Source organism: Bifidobacterium sp. UTBIF-68 (assembly GCF_006408855.1).
Taxonomy (GTDB): Bacteria; Actinomycetota; Actinomycetes; order Actinomycetales; family Bifidobacteriaceae; genus Bifidobacterium; species Bifidobacterium reuteri.
On record NZ_JFAN01000049.1, the window covers coordinates 1 to 15,334 of the forward strand.

Below are 15,334 nucleotides of genomic sequence, written 5' to 3' on the forward strand. Positions count from 1 at the left end.
ATTAATCCATATATCGCCCAACGAAGCGCTTTGTTCGACGAAGGCGCGGACAACGGCTATCTACTGAGAAAACCAAACGGTGATATCTGGCAGACGGACCTTTGGCAGGCGGGAATGGGCATCGTTGATTTTACGAATCCTGCAGCCCGGGAATGGTTCAAGGATCACATCAAGCAGCTGCTGAAAATGGGCGTCGATGCCATCAAGACGGATTTCGGCGAGCGTATTCCGGTTCAGGCGCAATGGTTCGATGGCTCACAGCCAGCGAGCATGCATAACTGGTATACACAGCTGTACAATCAGGCCGTTTTTGAAGCGATTACCGAAACCCGTGGTACCGGTGAAGCCATCCTATACGCACGCTCGGCGACCGTGGGAGGACAACAGCAGCCTGTGCATTGGGGCGGTGATTGCGAATCTACATTCCGTGGCATGGCACAGACGCTGCGAGGAGGATTGTCCCTGGTCTCGTCCGGGTTTGGCTTCTGGAGTCATGATATTGGTGGATTTGAAGGTGAGAAACCGGATTCAGCCGTGTATAAGCGCTGGATACCATTCGGCCTGTTGGGATCCCATTCGCGTCTGCATGGTTCCAAGGTGTACCGTGTTCCGTGGCTCTTCGACGAAGAAGATGAAAAGAACAATGTTGAATTGATTCCGGGGCAGACCGCAGTGGATGTGCTCCGTAAATTCACCAAGCTGAAACTTGAATTGATGCCTTACTTGTATCACATCGGGCTTCAGCCTCATCTCAATGGCACACCAGTGATGCGTTCTCTGTTCATGGAATTTCCGGATGACCCGGCATGCCGTTCATTGGACAGACAGTACATGTTCGGGCCTTCTCTACTGGTGGCACCTATCTTCAATTATTCTGGTGAGGCAGCCTATTATCTGCCACATGGTGTTTGGACGAACTGGTTCACCGGCGAAACGGTACAAGGAGGCGTCTGGCGCAGGGAGATTCATGGTTTTGACTCAATCCCATTATGGGTGCGCGATGGCAGCATCGTCGTGACCCACCCTGGTGCTACGCGACCGGATTATGTATATGGGGAGAATGCTTTAGTTTCCGTATTCCTTAATAATGCCGAAACTGCAGAGGCAACTGTCAGCGAAACCGATTCCTCCTCTGTCGTGTTCACTGCTCGGCGTACTGAAAACGGCATCGAAATCAAGAGTTCCGATGGACGACCATTTAAGGCTCGATTGGGAGGCTCTGGTCGTGTTGTTGAGGCGGGCAAGGGGGCTGCTACCCTGTAACAATGAATCTGACGCCTGAATAGTTGAAAGGCCCTGATGAATCCGAAAGGAATCATCAGGGCCTTTAGTGAATCAGAAGTTCACAATCACTTGGCGAACGTGTTGCCGTAGGTGTCCTCGCCGGCTTCCGCGATGGCGGCGGACTTGCGGGCGATGGCCAGCTCCTCGTTGGTCGGGATCACAGCGATGATCACGGAGGAGTCCGGGGTGGAGATGACGCGCGGCTGCTTGGAGCGGGTGGCGTTCTTCTCCTCATCCAGCTTGACACCGAACGGAGCGAGCTTGTCGCACACCATCTTGCGCACGATGTCATCGTTCTCGCCAACACCAGCGGTGAAGGTGATCACATCGCAGCCACCCATCTGGTAGGTGTAGTTGCCGATGTAGCTCACGATGCGGTGCACGTAGACATCGAGTGCCAGCTTGGCGTCCTCGTTGCCCTCGGACACCAGACGGTGCACTTCGCGCAGGTCGCCGAAACCGGTCATGCCCATCATGCCGGAACGCTTGTTGAACAGGGCATCCAGCTCATCCACGTTCATGTGAGCGTTGCGGATCAGGTGGAAGACCACGGCCGGATCGATGTCACCGGTACGGCCACCCATAACCAGACCCTCAAGCGGGGTCAGGCCCATGGAGGTCTCGACCGGCTTGCCGGAGATTTCGGCGGAGGCGGAGGCGCCGTTGCCGATGTGCAGCACAATCTGCTTGAGGCCCTCAGCCGGCTTGCCGATGACTTCCGGCACCACGGAGGAGATGTACTCGTGGGAAGTGCCGTGAGCGCCGTAACGGCGGATGTGGTACTGCTCGGCGATGTCCTTGTTCAGCGCGTAGGTGCTGGCGGCCTTCGGCAGCTGGAAGAAGAAGGAGGAGTCGAACACGAAGATCTGCGGCACATCCGGCAGGAGGGAGCGCATGACTTCGGCACCCTTGGCTTCCGGGCCGTTGTGCAGCGGGGCGAGCACGGCCAGATCCTTGACCTGATTGATGGTCTTGTCGGTGACCAGTGCCGGCTTCGGGAAGATGGAGCCGCCCTGCACCACACGGTGGCCGACTGCCACGATGCCGGCTTCGGACAGATCCGGGCCATACTCCTTGAAGAAGCCGAGCACGCGCTTCAGACCCTGCTCGTGGTCGTGAATCGGCTCTTCGAGTTCATGCTTCTCGCCGTTGTACTCGTGCTTGTAGTGGCCGTCAATCGGTTCGCCGATCTTCTCGACGAGACCGGAAGCGATACCTTCGCCGGACTCGAGATCAACCAGCTGGTACTTGATCGAGCTGGAACCGGAATTGATGACAAGGACGGTTTTCGCCATTGTGGGCATCCTCCATTGTGATTCGTTTGTTCCCGTGAGCACACGGGTTACCGTTGTTTAGAATACTCGTTGCTTGCTACAAACTACTGCGCTTCGATGGCGGTCAGGGCGATGGTGTTGATGATGTCCTGAACCAGGGCGCCGCGGGACAGATCGTTGACCGGCTTGTTCAATCCCTGAAGCACCGGGCCGATGGCCAGCGCGCCGGAGGAGCGTTGCACCGCCTTGTAGCCGATGTTGCCTGCGCACAGATCCGGGAACACGAACACGTTGACGTGTCCGGCGACGTCATTGCCCTTGGCCTTGGTTGCGGCCACAGTGGGGGACCATGCGGCATCGAACTGGATGGACCCGACCACCGGCAGATCGGGGGCCTTCTCCTTGAGCAGCCTCGTCGCTTCCTCCACCACATCGACATCCGGGCCTTTGCCGGAGCCGAGCGTCGAATAGGACAGCATGCCGACCTTCGGGTCGATGCCGAACGCGCGGGCGGTCTCGGCGGACTGCAAAGCGATTTCGGAGAGCTGCTCGGCATCCGGATTGAGGTTGATGGCGCAGTCGGCGAATACGGCCACATGGTTCTTGAAGCACATGAGGAATGCGCCGGAGACCAGTTTCTGGCCTGGTTTGGTCTTGATGACCTGCAAGGCGGGACGCACGGTATTGGCGGTGGAGTTGATCGATCCGGAAACCAGACCGTCCGCGTAACCCATCACGACAAGCATGGTGCCGAAGTAGCTGGCATCGGCCAGCTGCTGACGCGCCTGTTCCTCGGTCATGCCCTTCTTGGCACGCAGCTCGCAGAGTTTGGCCACCATGGGATTGAGGATGTTCTCATCGTCCATAGCCTGGAAGCGGGCGCGGTCGAGGTAATCGAGGCCCAGCTCCTTGCCGCGTGCCAGGATTGCATCCTTGTCGCCGACGATGATGAGGTTGACGATCTCGCGTTCAAGCAGGTAGTTCGCCGCCTTGATGATGCGGTCTTCTTCGCCTTCGGGCAGCACGATGGTCTTCTTGTTGGTCTTGGCTTTGCCCAGCAGACCGAATTGGAAGGCATACGGTGTGATGGGGGCTTCGGCATCCACATCCAGCGCGGCCAGGACCTCTTCGGTAGGCACATACTTGCGGAAAGTCTCCAAAGCGAGGTTCTTGTTGGACTCGTCGGTGAAGGATACCTGCGGCAGGGTCCAGACCGGCAGCCCGTACTTGGCGAGTGCCTCCTTGACGGATACGGCGTGACGCGGCTCGCATCCGGTGACGAAGATGCCGAGCACCTTGTTGCCGGCGGCTTCCATGCCCTCGATGGACAGCTTGACCGTTTCATCGAGCTCGTGTGGCCAACGATCGATGGTGGCGATTGTCAGGAATACGCCGGCCTGCAGGTCCGCGGCGACATTGGCGTTGAACTCATAGGTGGTCGGATCGTTGACATGGGACTTGTCGGTGCCTACGATCAGCGCGGCATCCGCGCGGGAGACGTCCAGTGCGTCATTGAACGCGCCGACGATGTCGCCACGGGCGGTCTCCTTGTCTGCACGAACCTTGTGAATATCCAGACCAGTGGAGAGCGCCACGCCGAGTCCCGCGTTCGAGGCGGAAAGCAGCACGGGCGTGAAATCGTCATGGTTGGATACCGCCGGGCGGAATACCATCGTCTTGTATTTTGAAGTCAATGCATTGAGCACGCCATAGGCCACTACGTTGCGTCCATTGGCACCTTCCGGGCTGGCGATGTAAACACGGGTTGCGGTCACGATGTTCGTCTCCTTTGATACTCACATGATTGGAACCACACATTATTGTACTGGTGATTGCCGCTGTTCGGCGTGATTTCGTTTTTGTGGCGGTGCCGTAGGCTTGCTTGTTCCGGCGCGCGCATGCGAGATGGGCACACGGGGAGTGTGGCACACGGGGAGTGTGGAGTACAGGGGAGCGGTCTTGGAGGCGATTGGTCGATGTATGGCGTCGATGTATGGCGTTCATGCGGTACAAGGTAACAGAAAAGCCCGGAACCAAAGTCCCGGGCTTTTCTGTTATGCCGTTAGGCTAGCACTGCCGAAACAGTGTCTCACTCGTTGTCGCCAGCGGTTGCGGCGGTAGCGGTGACGGCACCCTTCTCGGAGGTGTTCAGGCCGGAGTACACCCAGTCGGTGTAGTCCGGGTGATCGTAGCCGTTGTCGACAGCGAACTGGAAGGCCTCGTCACGGAACTTCTCGAGCTCGTCGATCTTGGCGGCGTACTTGTCGGCGTCGATCATGCGCAGAGCCTCAGCGGTCAGCTCGTAACGATCGATCTCGTTCACACGAACCATGTCGTACGGGGTGGTGGTGGAGCCTTCCTCCTCGTAGCCGTGGACGTTGAAGTTGTCGTGGTTCGGGCGATCGTAAATCAGGCCGCGCACGTCGTGAGCGTAGGAGTGGTACGCGAACAGCACCGGCTTGTCGGCGGTGAAGATGTCAGCGAACTCTTCGTCGGACAGGGCCTCGTCGTTCTCCTTGGCGGACTGCAGAGCGAGCAGGTCAACCACGTTGACGACCTTGAACTTGATGCCGAGTTCCTTCAGCTTGTCGGAAGCGGCCATGATCTCCTGGGTCGGGACATCGCCAGCGGCGGCAAGCACGATCTCAGCCTCGTCGTTGGACTTCGCGGTGGAAGCCCAATCCCAAGCGGCGGCACCCTTCTCGAGCTCGGCACGAGCCTCGTCGAGGGACAGCCAAGTGGCGGCCGGCTGCTTGCCGGCGATGATGGCGTTGATCTTGTTGGTGGACTTGTAGCACTTCTCGGCGATGGCCAGCAGCATGTTCGCATCGGTGGCGAAGTAGATGCCGATGACGTGGTCGTTGTGGAAGCACTTGTTCAGCAGCAGGGAGGTGACACCCGGATCCTGATGGGAGAAGCCGTTGTGGTCCTGACGCCACACGTGGGAGGAGACCAGCAGGTTCATGGAGGCGATCGGCTTGCGCCACGGAATCTCGCGGACGGTAGCCTCAAGCCACTTGGCGTGCTGGTTCAGCATGGAGTCGATCACGTGCACGAAGGACTCGTAGGAGCTCCAGATGCCGTGACGACCGGTCAGCAGGTAGCCCTCGAGGAAGCCTTCCATCTGGTGCTCGGAGAGCTGCTCGACGACCTGGCCGGAGACGTGCATGTGCTCGTCGACCTCGTCGGAGATGTAGCCGGCATCCCACTGCTTGTTGGTGACCTCGTAGGAAGCCTGCAGACGGTTGGAAGCGGTCTCATCCGGTCCGAAGATGCGGAAGTCGTGCGGGTTGTTCTTGATGATGTCGCGGGTGTAGACACCGAGACGACGGGTGGCTTCGAGCTGACCCCAGCCGTGGCCGTACTTCTCGACTTCCTTGACGGCGTAGTCCTCGATGTTCGGCAGCTTCAGGTCGTCGCGGATAACACCACCGTTGGCGTTCGGGTTGGCACCGATACGCAGCTCACCCTTCGGCATGAAGGCCAGGACGTCGTCCTTGACGGCGCCGTTGGCGTCGAAGAGCTCTTCCGGCTTGTAGGACTCGAGCCAGTTCTTGAGGACCTCGAAGTGGGCCTCGGTGTCGCGGGCGGAAGCCAGCGGCACCTGGTGGGAACGCCAGGAGCCTTCGGTCTTCTTGCCGTCAATGTACTTCGGGCAGGTCCAGCCCTTCGGGGTGCGGAAGATCAGCATCGGGTAGAACGGACGATGCACGTTGTCGGTCTGAGCGGTGGCCTTGATGTCGCAAATCTCATCCCAGATGGTCTCCCACAGCTCGGCGAAGCGGCGGTGGATGGACATGTGGTCCTCATCGTCGAAGCCGGCGACGAACTCGTACGGCTCGTAGCCCATGCCGTGGAAGAACTCGTGCAGCTCTTCGTCGGAGATGCGGGACAGGATGGTCGGGTTGGCGATCTTGTAGCCGTTGAGGTGCAGGATCGGCAGCACGATACCATCGGTGCGCGGGTTCACGAGCTTGTTGGACTGCCAACCGGTGGCCAGAGGACCGGTCTCAGCTTCGCCGTCGCCGACGATGGCCGGGACGAACAGGCTCGGGTTGTCCATGATGGCGCCGTAAGCGTGGGACAGAGCGTAGCCCAGCTCGCCACCTTCGTGGATGGAGCCCGGGGTCTCCGGAGCGAAGTGGGACGGGATGCCGCCCGGGTAGGAGAACTGACGGAAGAACTTCTGCAGACCAGCCTCATCCTTGGTGATCTTCGGGAAGGTCTCGGTGTAGGTGCCGTCCAGGTAGGACTGGGAGGTGCCGGCAGGGCCGCCGTGGCCCGGGCCCATGATGATCACGGTGTTCTGGCCGTGGTCAGCGATGAAGCGGTTGATGTGGCCGATGAGGAAGTTCAGGCCCGGAGTGGTGCCCCAGTGGCCCACCAGACGGTGCTTCACGTCTTCGCGAGTGAAAGGCTCCTTCATCAGCGGGTTGGAACGCAGATAAATCTGGCCGATGGACAGGTAGTTGGCAGCGCGCCAGTACTTGTCAACGCCTTCGAGGGCTTCCTCGGAAACCGGAGCGTTGAGCTTCTTCCAAGGGGTGCCAATAACAGGACTCGTCATGTGTACTCCTGTACTCCTGCACGTATCCGTGCGATTGATTATTTCTGTTCGGTCGCGGGCCCCAGTTCCTTGCGGCACAAGGGTTTCCGCTTCCAATCACTCGTTATGGTACGAGGACAACACGACTTTTGAACGATTTCTTGCGGGTGTGTTCGAAATTGTTATGAAAATAGCACTATTTGTGTGCTTTTCACGATTGATTGTCACTATGTCTTTTAACGGTTCCAGTGCCGAAAATGGCGTAAAACCGCGCCAAATCTGCTTTTGCGGCATTATCCGCACGTTCGATTTAACAAAGTTAATATCGGCGTGTTGTTTCTTGCATCTATGTAGTTTGTTCGTATTTCGCACATAGTTTTATGCGTGTCGGGCTTGTCTGCTTGACCGGTGATAATCGGTGTGTTGCAACCCACGTAAAATCCCAATGAACGTTAGGGGAATATCAATGGCAAACGGTCCTGTGCTCGTCGTCGACTTCGGCGCCCAGTATGCCCAGCTCATCGCCCGCCGTGTGCGTGAGGCCGGAGTCTATTCCGAGCTGGTCCCTCATTCCATGCCGGTCGATGAGATCCTGGCCAAGGATCCCAAGGCAATCATTCTTTCCGGCGGTCCGGCCTCCGTGTTCGAGCCCGGTGCGCCGACCATAGATACTAAGGTGTTCGAGTCCGGCGTTCCCGTGCTCGGCATCTGCTATGGCTTCCAGGTCATGGCCTACGAGCTTGGCGGCAAGGTGGACAAGGCCGCTCTGGGCGAGTACGGCAAGACCGAGGCCGTCGTGGATGAGGCCGAGGGCATCCTCGCCGGTTCCCCGGCCGAACAGACCACTTGGATGAGCCACGGTGTGGCCGTCGAGCAGGCCCCGGCAGGCTTCGAGGTGATCGCCCACACCGAGGGCGCCCCCGTGGCTGCCATGGCGGACGAATCCCGCAAGCTGTACGGTGTGCAGTGGCATCCCGAGGTCAAGCATTCGCCGCTCGGCCAGCAGCTCATCGAGAACTTCCTGCACCGCTGCGCCGCGCTACCCGACGATTGGAACGCTTCGAGCATCATCGACGATCAGGTGAAGAAGATTCGCGAAAAGGTCGGCGACGCCGAGGTGATTTGCGGCCTGTCTGGCGGCGTGGACTCCGCTGTGGCCGCCGCTCTCGTGCACAAGGCCATCGGCGACCAGCTCACCTGCGTGTTCGTCGACCACGGCCTGCTCAGGAAGGGCGAGGTCGAGCAGGTCAAGCATGACTTCGTCGAGGCCACCGGCATCCGCCTGATTACCGTGGACGCAGCCGACGACTTCCTCACCGCTCTGAAGGGCGTCTCCGAGCCGGAACGCAAGCGCAAGATCATCGGCGAGAAGTTCATCCGTACCTTTGAGAAGGCCCAGCAGCAGGTGCTTGAGGAGGCTGGCGCCCGAGGCAAGGAAGTCAAGTTCCTCGTGCAGGGCACCCTCTACCCGGACGTCGTCGAATCCGGCGGCGGTGACGGCGCGGCGAACATCAAGAGCCACCACAACGTCGGCGGTCTGCCCAAGGACATCAAGTTCCAGCTCATCGAGCCATTGCGTACCCTCTTTAAGGACGAGGTGCGCGCCATCGGCACCGAGCTCGGCCTGCCGGACGAGATCGTCTGGCGCCAGCCGTTCCCAGGCCCGGGCCTCGGCATCCGCATCATCGGCGAGATCACCAAGGAGCGTCTGGACCTCCTGCGCGAAGCCGACGCCATCGCCCGCGAGGAGCTCACCAAGGCAGGTCTCGACCGTGACATCTGGCAGTGCCCGGTTGTGCTGCTCGCCGACGTCCACTCCGTCGGCGTGCAGGGCGACGAACGTACCTATGGTTCTCCGATTGTTCTCCGCCCGGTGAGCTCCGAGGATGCCATGACCGCCGACTGGGCTCGCGTCCCCTACGACGTGCTCGCCACCATCTCCACGCGCATCACCAATGAATGCCGCCAGATCAACCGCGTGGTGCTGGATTGCACTTCCAAGCCCCCGGCAACCATCGAATGGGAGTGACATTCAGCGATGGAGCGTTAGCTGCGTTGCTCCTCGGTCGCGGTATCCGTCTGGGTATAGCGGCTTCTTCGTGAAGTATCGGGGATGGATATGCGCGAATCTATAGGCTCCGGCCGATGCGATTGATGTCGCAGGCCGGAGCCTTATTCATACTCTCGTGGCTTTCCGTGACAACGATTCTCTCTCCCCCCAGTCTGCTTCGCTGACAGCCCGTCCTGCAATCACGAACATGGTCGGGGTGTGTGGCTTCAGGACTTTTCCGGTATAATTTTGCCGTTCATGACGCTGTGAAGGAAAGAGAAGCCGACCTCCATGCACCAGGGATTCGACAACGAGAAGTACATCGCTCTTCAGGCCGACAATATCAAGAAACGCATCGCACAGTTCGGCGGCAAGCTGTATCTGGAATTCGGCGGCAAGCTGTTCGACGATTACCATGCGTCGCGCGTGCTGCCCGGTTTCGAGCCGGATGTGAAATTCCGGATGCTCCAAAGCCTTACGGACGAGGTCGAGATTGTCATCGCCGTCAATGCCAATCATATCGAGAAGGCCAAGATGCGCGGTGACTTGGGCATCACGTATGACGAAGATGTGCTCCGTCTTATCGACGTGTTCCGTTCGCATGGCATGCTGGTCGGCTCCGTGGTGCTGACCCAGTACGCTGGCCAGCCCGCAGCTGACGCCTACCGTCACCGTCTCGCACAGCTGGGAGTCATCTGCTATCTGCATTATCCGATTGCCGGGTACCCGCACGATATCGAGCATATCGTGTCGGCCGAAGGCTACGGCAAGAACGATTACGTGGAGACCAGCCGTCCGCTGGTCGTGGTGACGGCCCCCGGTCCCGGTTCCGGCAAACTCGCCACATGCCTGTCCCAGCTGTACCACGAGCATCAGCGCGGCATCGACGCCGGATACGCCAAATACGAGACGTTCCCCGTATGGAACCTGCCGCTGAATCATTCGGTCAACATCGCCTACGAGGCCGCCACCGTCGATCTGGACGACGCCAACATCATCGATCCGTTCCACCTTGAGGCCCACGGCGAGACCACCGTCAACTACAACCGCGACGTCGAGGCGTTCCCCGTGCTCAAGGCCATGATGGAGCGGATCATGGGGGAGAGCCCATACCAGAGTCCCACCGACATGGGCGTCAACATGGTCGGATACGCCATCGTGGACGATGATGTGTGCCGAGATGCGGCCCGCATGGAAATCGTGCGACGTTTCTTCGATGCGGCAGTGCGGTTCAAGCGTACCGGTGCCGGGGAAGAACAGGTGGAACGCTTGCGGTCGATTATGAACAAGGCTGGTGTGACCCCTGATCTGTCACCTGCCCGCAAGGTGGCGCTCGCCAAGGAGTCCGACACCGGGGCGCCTGCCGGAGCGATGGTGCTGCCGGATGGCCGTGTGGTGACCGGCAAAACCGGCGAATTGCTCGGCGCGGCAAGTGCTTTGCTGATGAATGCGCTCAAGGCGATTACCGGGGTGGATGACGATGTCCTCGTCATCGATGATGCGGCGATCGAGCCGATCTGCCGATTGAAGACCGAACACCTGCATAGCACGAACCGGCGTCTGCATTCCGACGAGACGCTGATTGCGCTGTCCATCACCAGCGCTACCAGCACGGTGGGCGCACAGGTCATCGCCGGTCTTGAACAGCTTCGGGGCTGTGACGCCTTCTTCTCGGTCATCATCTCCGCGGCGGATGAGGCGCTCTACCGCAAACTCGGCATCAACATATGCTGTGAGCCCAAATACGAACGGGTAAGCCTGTATCACAAGTAAGGAAACGTCTCGATGGTCATATGCGTCCGTGCTGTCTGCCAGGACTGTTTCGGCGATAGTTGTCGGCTCGGTGAACAACAGGCGACGCCGGCGTGTATCGCGGTCTTCAAGAGCAGCTATGCTGGAATGTGCATCAGCGAGACCACACGTTGGGAGTAATGGTGAGCGCAATCCTTGAGGGGAAGCCTGATAAGAACCTGATTCTCGTTACGGGAAGAATCCATCCGAAACTGGCCGAAGATGTTGCACAACAGCTTGGCATCGATTTGCTGGAGACCACGGCATACGATTTCGCGAACGGCGAGATGTATGTGCGGTACACCGAATCGGTGCGAGGCGCTGACGTCTTCGTGCTGCAAAGCCACTATCAGCCGATCAACAAGGCGATTATGGAGCAGCTCATCATGATCGATGCGCTGAAACGAGCTTCGGCACGATCCATTACCGCCGTGTGCCCGTTGCTGGGATACTCCCGTCAGGACAAGAAGCATCGCGGTCGTGAGCCCATCTCCTGCCGTCTGGTCTTCGACCTGCTCAAGACCGCAGGCGCCGACCGTATCATGTCGGTTGACCTTCACGCCGCGCAGTCCCAGGGCTTCTTCGATGGTCCGGTCGATCATCTCATCGCCATGCCGGTGCTGGTCGATTACATCCGCGACCGATTCCGTGGACAGCTCGACAATGTGACCGTCGTGTCCCCGGATGCGGGTCGTATCCGCGTGGCCGAGCAGTGGGCTCAACGACTTGGCGGCGGTCCTCTGGCGTTCGTGCACAAGACGCGCGACATCACCCGCCCGAACCGCGCGGTCGCCAACCGAGTCGTCGGTGACGTGAAGGGCAAGGACTGTGTTCTGGTCGACGATCTGATCGACACGGCCGGCACCATCGTGGGGGCGTGTCACGTGCTGCAGGAGGCTGGAGCGAAGTCGGTGACTGTGGTGGCCACGCATGGCGTGCTTTCCGGTCCGGCGGTCGAACGACTGAAGGATTGTGGCGCACGTGAAGTGGTGTTGACCGACACGGTTCCGATTCCCGAGGAGAAGCGCTGGGATGGATTGACGGTACTGTCCATCGCTCCGCTGCTTGCCAGCGCAATCCGAGCGGTGTTCGAGGATGGTTCGGTCGCCGAACTGTTCGACACCTATCCGGAACATCACGGTCAGGGTTTCCTCTTCGCCTGAGGGTGAAACAGAAGCGGTCGTCGGTAGCGGAGGCGAGGCTGTTGGTTGCGGTTCACGCAGCGCAGTCGGCTCTCGTTTCCGCGACGCGTCGGCATCAGGCGTGTCGCGGCGGATGGTCCGCTATGACACGTGTTTGAGGGCGCGACATGACGTGCCCTTTCGACAAATGCCGAACATATGGTATAAATGAACACTTGTGGGTCATAAACCCACGATTCCCCCATGGTGTAATGGCAGCACACGGGTCTTTGGAACCCTTTGTCTTGGTTCGAGTCCAGGTGGGGGAGCGATTGACGGCCGCTCGACATTCGGGTGGCCGTTCATTGTTTTTCCGTCTATTGTTTTAGATTGTTTGCAATAGCATCAGTTATTCCGACTCGAAGGGAATACGTCACTTATGGCATTATCCGCAGCCATCATCCTCGCCGCGGGCGAGGGCACCCGCATGCGTTCCAACAAGCCGAAGGTATTGCATACCTTCGCCGGCAAGACCTTCCTCAACCGTGTGATGGACTCGGTGTCCGCGCTGAATCCGGACACACTCGCCGTGGTCGTCCACTTCCAAGCCGAGCGCGTGGCCGAGGCGGCACGTTCATACGATGGGAACGTGACCATTGTCCATCAGGACGACATCCCCGGCACCGGTCGTGCAGTGCAATGCGCCATGGCTCAACTTGCCGCAGAGGGGGAGCTCGATGGTCCTGTGCTGATCGCCGCGTCGGACATGCCGTTGCTGGACAGCGACACGCTGCGCAAGCTGGTGGAGTTCCACATTGCTTCCGGTGATGGTGCCACCGTGCTCACCACGATTCTTGACGACCCCACTGGTTATGGCCGCATCATCCGTGACCGCGAAGGCAACGTGCTGCGCATCGTCGAGCAGAAAGACGCCAACCGCAGCGAACTCGCGGTGCAGGAAGTGAACACCTCGGTCTATGTATTCGAGGCTTCGGTGCTCAGCGAGGCCATCGCCGGGCTCAAATCGAACAATGCCCAAGGCGAGTTCTACCTGACCGATGCATTGGAAACCGCCAAGGCCGCCGGCAAGGTCGGCGCATTCGCGGCTCCCGATCCGCTCACCGTGGAGGGGGTGAACGATCGCGTACAGCTTGCCGCCCTTGCCAAGACCTACAACCGTCGCGTCTGCGAACGGTGGATGCATGAGGGCGTGACCATTCTCGACCCGGAAACCACGTGGATCGAGGATGACGTCAAGATCGGGCGCGATGCCACCATTCTGCCTGGTTCCTTCCTGCAGGGACACACGGTGATCGGCGAGGACGTTGTCGTCGGCCCGTACACCACATTGATTGACGCCACGGTCGATGACGGCGCGGTGGTGGAGCGCTCGCGCGTGCAGGAATCCCACATCGGCGCGCGAACCAATATCGGACCGTGGACGTATCTGCGTCAGGGCAACGAATTCGGCGAGGACGCCAAGGCCGGCGCCTTCGTGGAGATGAAGAAGGCGCACATCGGCAACGGCACCAAGGTGCCGCATCTGAGCTATGTGGGCGATGCCCAGCTCGGCGACCACACCAACATCGGCGGCGGCACCATCACCGCCAACTACGACGGCGTGCATAAGAACCGCACCACCATTGGTTCCGGCTGCCATGTGGGCGCCGGCAACCTGTTCGTCGCTCCGGTGCAGGTGGGTGACAATGTGACCACCGGAGCCGGCTCCGTGGTGCGCCATCCAGTGCCCGACGACACGATGGTGTATTCCGAGAACACGCAGCATAACGTCGAGGGCTGGAAGCCCGCCTGGGAGCGCTGATCAATGCCGGCATTGCAGGATTCCATCAACGCTGTACGTGTCGCCGCAGAAGCCGCTGACCGACTCAAGGCCACCGATATCGTGGCCTTTGACGTGGCAGATCTATTGGGCATCACCGATATCATGATGATTGCCGGCGCCTCCAACGAGCGTCAGGTATTGGCCGTGGCCGAGGAGATCGAGAAGGATCTGTATCTCAAATGCGACGGTCGCCAGCCTCGCTCACGCGAGGGACTGACCGAAGGCCAATGGGTGCTGCTCGACTACGGTGACTTCGTCATCCACGTCATGCACGATGAGGCTCGCGAATTCTATGGTCTGGAACGGCTGTGGAAGGATTGCGAGTCCATCGACCTCCAGCTCGAGCATCCCGAAACCGCTGCACATCATGAGGATGATTCGCGGATAGATGCTTATGCTTCTCTGGGCGACGAATGACGAGACTGTCGCCCAGAGACCTACAATGATGTTGTGGCGGCAGTTGACGATGGTCATGCCGCCACATGCATACGCTGCATATGACTTGTGATATTGGCACGTGTACAGGTAAGGACTGTTCCATGGCACTTCAGCATGTTCGCTCTATTTTTCTGGTCCGACATGGACGCACGTCCTATAACGCGGAACACAGGCTTCAGGGGCAGGTGGATATTCCGCTGGATGCCGTAGGGCAGTGGCAGGCTCGTCAGACTGCTGCGGCGCTGAAGGACCTGTATGTGGATCGTCGGCCGGAAACCGATCGTTGCATCATCGTATGCTCCGATCTCTCCCGTGCACATGACACTGCACAGGCTTTTGCTGATGCGCTGGACGGAGCGGAAGTGCATGATGATCCGCGTGTGCGCGAACGCAGCTTCGGCGACTGGGATGGACATGCCGTATCTGAATTGGCAGAACGTTATCCCAAGGATTTCCGTTCATGGATGGAACATCGCGGCGGGGAGCTGAAATATGGCGCCGAGCCCAAGGAGCATGTGGGGGAGCGTGGCGTCGAAGCGCTGAACGACTGGTCCACGCGTGCTGGCCTCGATACCGATCTGTTCGTCTTCTCCCATGGGGCGTGGATCGCGCAGACGCTTCAGACGTTGCTCGGACTGAGCCGTGTGGATGGCACGTTCGCTTCAGTGGTGTCCATGCGCAATGCCCACTGGGTGCGTCTGGTGCCGATGGACGTGACCGACGAGAACGGGGAGACCGTGCGCTGGCGTCTCATGGATTACAATCATGGTCCCGCCATCGCCGACACGGATGCATGGGAGCGTGAACGGTGAGACGGAGCCGCAAATTACAGGCATGTAATGGCGCGACACACCGAATGTTGCCTTAAACGCAAACTCGTCGTAATGTATACGAGGTCCAAAACGGAAAACACATTGGACACGGGGCTATAGCGCAGCTGGTAGCGCATCTCCATGGCATGGAGAGGGTCGGGGGTTCGAATCCCCC

General features: G+C 59.5%; 10 protein-coding genes and 1 tRNA gene. 8 read left to right on the forward strand and 3 right to left on the reverse strand.

The features are described from left to right. Window positions 1-1,263: TIM-barrel domain-containing protein (locus tag BW14_RS11350; RefSeq protein ID WP_308810449.1), on the forward strand; the 1,263-nt coding region annotated here is incomplete at its 5' end. 86 nt (window positions 1,264-1,349) lie between these two features. Here BW14_RS11350 and BW14_RS11355 read toward each other — a convergent pair. The 3 genes from BW14_RS11355 to BW14_RS11365 all read right to left on the reverse strand — a co-directional run bounded on the left by BW14_RS11355 (window position 1,350) and on the right by BW14_RS11365 (window position 7,125). Beyond that, entirely contained in the window at window positions 1,350-2,579 is a 1,230-nt protein-coding gene (locus BW14_RS11355) for an acetate/propionate family kinase (RefSeq protein ID WP_140490713.1), read from the reverse strand. Window positions 2,580-2,662: 83 nt separating this feature from the next. Then, complete coding sequence (gene pta, locus BW14_RS11360; RefSeq protein ID WP_044088506.1) at window positions 2,663-4,333, reverse strand: phosphate acetyltransferase; 1,671 nt, start codon at window positions 4,331-4,333, stop codon at window positions 2,663-2,665. 314 nt (window positions 4,334-4,647) lie between these two features. Then, complete coding sequence (locus BW14_RS11365) at window positions 4,648-7,125, reverse strand: phosphoketolase (protein ID WP_044088505.1); 2,478 nt, start codon at window positions 7,123-7,125, stop codon at window positions 4,648-4,650. Window positions 7,126-7,570: 445 nt separating this feature from the next. Between BW14_RS11365 and guaA the strand changes: the two genes are divergently transcribed. The 7 genes from guaA to BW14_RS11400 all read left to right on the forward strand — a co-directional run bounded on the left by guaA (window position 7,571) and on the right by BW14_RS11400 (window position 15,159). Further along, entirely contained in the window at window positions 7,571-9,133 is a 1,563-nt protein-coding gene (guaA, locus tag BW14_RS11370) for a glutamine-hydrolyzing GMP synthase (protein ID WP_140490714.1), read from the forward strand. 312 nt (window positions 9,134-9,445) lie between these two features. Then, window positions 9,446-10,927: a DUF1846 domain-containing protein gene (locus BW14_RS11375; RefSeq protein ID WP_140490716.1), complete on the forward strand. Its 1,482-nt coding sequence runs from the start codon at window positions 9,446-9,448 to the stop codon at window positions 10,925-10,927. Between the two features lie 158 nt (window positions 10,928-11,085). Continuing rightward, window positions 11,086-12,108: a ribose-phosphate diphosphokinase gene (locus BW14_RS11380; protein ID WP_044088502.1), complete on the forward strand. Its 1,023-nt coding sequence runs from the start codon at window positions 11,086-11,088 to the stop codon at window positions 12,106-12,108. Between the two features lie 216 nt (window positions 12,109-12,324). Next, window positions 12,325-12,395 (forward strand) — tRNA-Gln (locus tag BW14_RS11385). Window positions 12,396-12,505: 110 nt separating this feature from the next. Then, complete coding sequence (glmU, locus tag BW14_RS11390; RefSeq protein ID WP_044088501.1) at window positions 12,506-13,888, forward strand: bifunctional UDP-N-acetylglucosamine diphosphorylase/glucosamine-1-phosphate N-acetyltransferase GlmU; 1,383 nt, start codon at window positions 12,506-12,508, stop codon at window positions 13,886-13,888. Between the two features lie 3 nt (window positions 13,889-13,891). Then, window positions 13,892-14,326 carry a ribosome silencing factor gene (gene rsfS / locus BW14_RS11395; protein WP_044088500.1) on the forward strand — a complete coding sequence of 145 codons (435 nt, stop codon included), beginning with the start codon at window positions 13,892-13,894 and terminating at the stop codon, window positions 14,324-14,326. 122 nt (window positions 14,327-14,448) lie between these two features. Next, window positions 14,449-15,159 (forward strand): histidine phosphatase family protein, encoded by a 711-nt coding sequence (locus BW14_RS11400; protein WP_044088498.1) that lies wholly within the window; start codon window positions 14,449-14,451, stop codon window positions 15,157-15,159. Window positions 15,160-15,334: the final 175 nt, after the last annotated feature.